At 51.7% G+C, this 2,709-nt stretch carries 3 protein-coding genes and 1 pseudogene; 2 read left to right on the top strand and 2 right to left on the bottom strand.

Translation table 11 applies throughout. The annotated features are described in order from the left end of the window. Nucleotides 1-248 precede the first annotated feature (248 nt). Nucleotides 249-989 carry a recombinase family protein gene (locus BSG09_RS19925; RefSeq protein ID WP_092936221.1) on the bottom strand — a complete coding sequence of 247 codons (741 nt, stop codon included), beginning with the start codon at nt 987-989 and terminating at the stop codon, nt 249-251. Nucleotides 990-1,307: 318 nt separating this feature from the next. Between BSG09_RS19925 and BSG09_RS19920 the strand changes: the two genes are divergently transcribed. Then, nucleotides 1,308-1,763: a TRAM domain-containing protein gene (locus BSG09_RS19920; protein ID WP_092936219.1), complete on the top strand. Its 456-nt coding sequence runs from the start codon at nt 1,308-1,310 to the stop codon at nt 1,761-1,763. Between the two features lie 99 nt (nt 1,764-1,862). Here BSG09_RS19920 and BSG09_RS21915 read toward each other — a convergent pair whose 3' ends face one another. After that, nucleotides 1,863-2,021, bottom strand: coding sequence for a DUF7837 family putative zinc-binding protein (locus tag BSG09_RS21915; RefSeq protein ID WP_463508994.1), 159 nt, complete (start codon nt 2,019-2,021; stop codon nt 1,863-1,865). Nucleotides 2,022-2,130: 109 nt separating this feature from the next. Here BSG09_RS21915 and BSG09_RS19915 point away from each other — a divergent pair. Further along, nucleotides 2,131-2,709: pseudogene (locus BSG09_RS19915) on the top strand (ISH3 family transposase); the annotation flags it as partial.

The raw sequence follows: 2,709 nt of genomic DNA, 5'->3' as shown, positions 1-2,709 counted from the left end.
CCTGCGGATTCCAACCGCAACGAGAGGTGGTGGACTGCAAACCGTAATATCCCAACCTTGGGATTCCTCCGCCTTCAGGCGGAGGAGGATGTCAATAGCAGTATCGTGTATGAGGCCCTGAATCTGTGTTTGACGGCCTAATTTCATTTCGAAAACGGTGTGTGAGGGTTGATTATCTAGACGTTCTATAACAGATTTCATTTCGAATACAGTGTGGGTGAGGTCCAGATCATTCCCACAGAGTCCAGTCAAAAATCATGACTTCCCCTTTCTAGCGGTTTTAGGTCTTTCTCCCCAGCCTCAACCTTTGCTCGCTCGATCCGCCACTCGTTGTTATCGAACGCGATTTCGTAGTTCTGCTCACTACGCTTCAAGATCGACTGGATAGCACTCTCGGGGATTTCGAAGAATTCTGCAGTCGCTCGCTTCGACCGACCCTTCTTCACTTCCCTAATGAAGTTCTGTGCGCGGGCATACTCGTCTGGAACTTGGTACATGAACCCGTCCTCAACGTCGTAGCCGAACGGCGGACGACCGACGCGCTTTCCGTCACGGCGGGCTTTGTCGATGCCTTGCTGAACGCGGTCTTTGATCATCCTCCTCTCTGCATCTGCGAACGTGATGAGGATGTTCAGCATTAGATCGCCCATCCAGTCTTCTTTCCCTGTCGTATCAACTGGCTGTTCAACTAAATCTAGACCGATCCCTCGATCACGGAGTTCCTCAACGAAAGACGCGAGCTCGCTGAATGATCGGCCAAGCCTATCGATCTCTGTTGAAACTACTACGTCGTATTCGTCGAGTTCATCTCGAAGATCGTTGTACTGATCCCGAGCGAGAGATGCACCTGACTCGACATCGACGAACCACGTAATGTTGTCCTCTTCGTACTTCGACACGATTGAGTCGCGTTGTTTCTCGGCATCTTGATCGGCTGTGCTAACACGCACATACGCAGCGACGTTCCGACAGTCTGGTGTTTCTCCCATACCTAACCTTGTCTAATTCATACATATAAAGTAAGGGCGTTTTCTTGACGGTAAGAGAAACTAATGTTTTTCGACCTAGTCGTATCTCCCATTCGGGAACGTAATCTCCAACCACTCCACAGTCTTCTTATTATCGTCGGGAAACAGAGGTACTAGGTGTTGTTTTCTACAAATTATTAGGAAAATAAAGCGTGCTACTATCTGTTGGGAGAACAAAATTGTTTGATTATTTCACCAAGCCAGAGCGATCGCATACCATTCTATCACCGGTAGAACCAAGATGTTCTTGAACAGGTTTTACAGACAAGACAGTTTCTGATGGACGTTCCAGATAACTTACTATGCCTATTCACTGCGGAACTAGAGGAAACGGACGACAGCTACATCATTGAAGTACCCGCCCGTGAGGTAGCCAAAGGCCAGTTACAACCAAACCAGACCTATCGTGCAGCGGTGGTTCAGACGGCGTCACCGAAACCCGAAGCTCAAACTCAAAACGAGGACCAACTAGATTCAACAGCCAAACACTCAGAGGACCACTCCCAGAATCACGATCAAACGAACCGAGAACCACCTGTTGAGAAAGGAGAGCAGCGCACCGTAGATATTGAAAGCCTTGGTGATCAAGGAGATGGCATCACTCGCGTTGAACGAGGTTACGTTGTTATCGTGCCTGATACCGAGCCAAACGAACGGGTGCGAATCGAAATCACGGACGTCAGTAAGAACGTCGGCTTCGCCGAAGTCATTGAACGCAAAGACTACTACGAGTAGCCGTTCCAGGACAGCTCACTGGGAGAAAGACCCTTTTACGGTTCAGAGAAGCCGTAATTAACGTGTACTGTCAGTCTTCCTCTCAGCAATATCTGACCGTCAACCGCCGCTTTCTGGATCGACGACTTCACCGCATTCAGGGCATTCTGCGAAGACTCGTTGCTCGCCGTTCGTCTCGAACTCGATGATAGCTTGGTGTTTCGGGACTCTAGCGTTGCAGAACGGGCAGTTTCCGAGCGTCTGGTTTTCGACAGTCATAGGGGAACGAGTGTGGAGCCATGAAGCGTGTGACAGGGGAATCCACGGCTCCAAGCAAGTGTCAGTACCTCACAAAGCCGGTTAGTTAGAACGTCTGCTTGCTGAAGATGTGTCCAAGCACCAGCAGCAAGCAGACAGTGAAATCCACGAAGACTAGCTCCTTAACTTCCTCGTCAACCGACTTGACGAGGAAGTTTCCCTGAACCTCGCCAACAACGCTGGAATCGATGCAGAGGACATCTACGAGGTCCTCGTCGGCGCAACCGCCGACGGGACCTCGATTTCGACGCTCTGCAACTCCAGTGAAGACTCGCCATCGGCGAACACGATCCTCTACCACCTGCGGACGAAGTTCGAGCCGGAACGGCTCGAACGAGTCGCTAACACACTCCTTCGGCAGGATGTCGTCGAACTGCTCCCCGAGCAGGTGGAGGTCTGCGCAGACCTCCACCTGCGGCCCTACTACGGTGACGAAGACAACACAGACGCTCTCTACCACTCAGAAGCGAAGCGTGGAACCACTTCGTTCCACGCCTACGCCACACTCTACGCGCGTGTGAAGAACAAGCGGTTCACGCTGGCGGTGCGCCGTCTTCAAGACGGCGACACCGCCAGCAGCGTCCTCGCTGAGTTCCTCGGTGTTCTCGACGGTCTTGACACCGAAGTCAAGGCCGTCTACCTTGATCGC

It is taken from the genome of Natrinema hispanicum, assembly GCF_900111485.1.
GTDB lineage: Archaea > Halobacteriota > Halobacteria > Halobacteriales > Natrialbaceae > Natrinema > Natrinema hispanicum_A.
This window is presented reverse-complemented; position numbering and strand designations above follow the sequence as displayed.

What these genes read in the sequence shown, in the direction of transcription:
- BSG09_RS21915 (WP_463508994.1), bottom strand. Translation starts at nt 2,021, where the DNA reads ATGACTGTCGAAAACCAGACGCTCGGAAACTGCCCGTTCTGCAACGCT.
- BSG09_RS19925 (WP_092936221.1), bottom strand. Translation starts at nt 989, where the DNA reads ATGGGAGAAACACCAGACTGTCGGAACGTCGCTGCGTATGTGCGTGTT.
- BSG09_RS19920 (WP_092936219.1), top strand. Translation starts at nt 1,308, where the DNA reads ATGGACGTTCCAGATAACTTACTATGCCTATTCACTGCGGAACTAGAG.